The sequence below is a fragment of the Arthrobacter sp. I3 genome (assembly GCF_000520575.1).
Lineage (GTDB): Bacteria > Actinomycetota > Actinomycetes > Actinomycetales > Micrococcaceae > Arthrobacter > Arthrobacter humicola_A.
Map to the genome: position 1 here is coordinate 4,501 of NZ_KI914917.1, position 1,674 is coordinate 6,174.

At 65.8% G+C, this 1,674-nt stretch carries 1 protein-coding gene; it reads right to left on the minus strand.

Translation table 11 applies throughout. The annotated features are described in order from the left end of the window. Window positions 1-112: 112 nt before the first annotated feature. Window positions 113-1,674 (minus strand): maltose alpha-D-glucosyltransferase (gene treS / locus Y706_RS24520; RefSeq protein WP_043435650.1); only part of this gene is annotated, 1,562 nt, incomplete at its 5' end.

Consider the following 1,674-nt stretch of genomic DNA (forward strand, 5'->3'; position numbering starts at 1 on the left):
CGCCGCCGGTTCGAAGGAGAACTCGGCGGTCTTGACAGGGAACCATCGCTGGCGCGGGAGCCAGGCGCCAAGCAGTCCGCTCAAGGCCGGGGGAAGGGCTGGTCGCGTCATCTCAACCCTCGATGGACAGGACGGGCATCGCCTGCGTGAACGGGGATGCCGGGTTGGAGGCGGCGGAACGGATCCGCAACCAGAAGAAATCGTGGCTGCCCAGGGTCAGAGTCAGCGTTCCGTCCTCGCCGATGCCCGGGAACGCCTGGCCGCCGAAGACGTCCCGGAGGCCCCTTCCGGCGAAGCCGGGCACGCGCAGCGTCGTCGCCACGGGGTGCTGGGAGAGGTTGAAGGCGCACAGGATGGTCTCGGCGTCCGCGCCGGCAGCGTTGCCTTCGGGGAGTTCACGCAGATAGGCCAGGACGACGTCGTGGTCAGCCTCCACGTGCTTGAACCCGCCGAGTCCGAAGGCGGGGTGGTTCTTGCGGACGCTCAGGATCTGCCTGGTCCAGCGCAACAGGGACCCCGAATGGGCGGCCTCGGCCTCCACGTTCGCCATGCTGTAGTTGTAGACCAGCGACTGGATCACCGGCAGGTACAGCTTGCCGGGGTCGGCGTGGGAGAACCCGGCGTTCCGGTCCGGGTTCCATTGCATCGGGGTGCGGACCGCGTCACGGTCCTCGAGCCAGATGTTGTCCCCCATGCCGATCTCGTCCCCGTAGTACAGGAACGGGCTGCCGGGCAGGGACAGCAGCAGGGCGTTGATGAGCTCGATCTCGGAGCGGGAGTTATCCAGCAGCGGGGCCAGCCGGCGCCGGATGCCGATGTTGGCGCGCATGCGTGGATCCGGCGCGTACCAGCCGAGCATCGCGGCGCGTTCGTCAGAAGTGACCATTTCCAGCGTCAGTTCGTCGTGGTTTCGCAGGAACGTGCCCCACTGGGCGCCTTCGGGAATGTCCGGCGTGTCCTTCATCGTCTCGATGATGGGTGCTGCCTTCTGGTCCCGCAGCGCGTAGTACAGCCGCGGCATGATCGGGAAGTGGAACGCCATGTGGCATTCCGGTTCCTCTTCGGTGCCGAAGTACTCCACCACTTCGGCGGGCGGCTGGTTGGCCTCGGCAATGATCACGCGGCCCGGGTAGCTTTCATCGACCATCCGGCGCAGCTGGCGGAGGAATTCGTGGGTCTGCGGCAGGTTCTCGCAGTTGGTGCCCTCCTCCTCGAACAGGTACGGGATGGCGTCGGCCCGGAAGCCGTCGATGCCCTGGTCCAGCCAGAACCGCACGACGTCGAAGAGCGCGTCAATGACCTTGGGGTTCTCGAAGTTCAGGTCGGGCTGGTGGCTGAAGAACCGGTGCCAGAAGAACTGCCGGCGGATGGGGTCGAAGGTCCAGTTGGATTCCTCCGTGTCCACGAAGATGATGCGGGCGTCTTCGTACTTCTCGTCTGTGTCGCTCCAGACGTAGAAGTCGCCGAACGGACCGTCGGGGTCTTTCCGCGACTCCTGGAACCACGGGTGCTGGTCGGAGGTGTGGTTCAGCGGAAGGTCGATGATGACCCGGACGCCCCGGGCATGGGCCTCGGCCACGAGCCGTTTGAAGTCGCTGATGGTGCCGAACTCGTCCAGCACGGAGTTGTAGTCCGAGATGTCGTAGCCGCCGTCGCGCAGCGGTGACTGGAAGA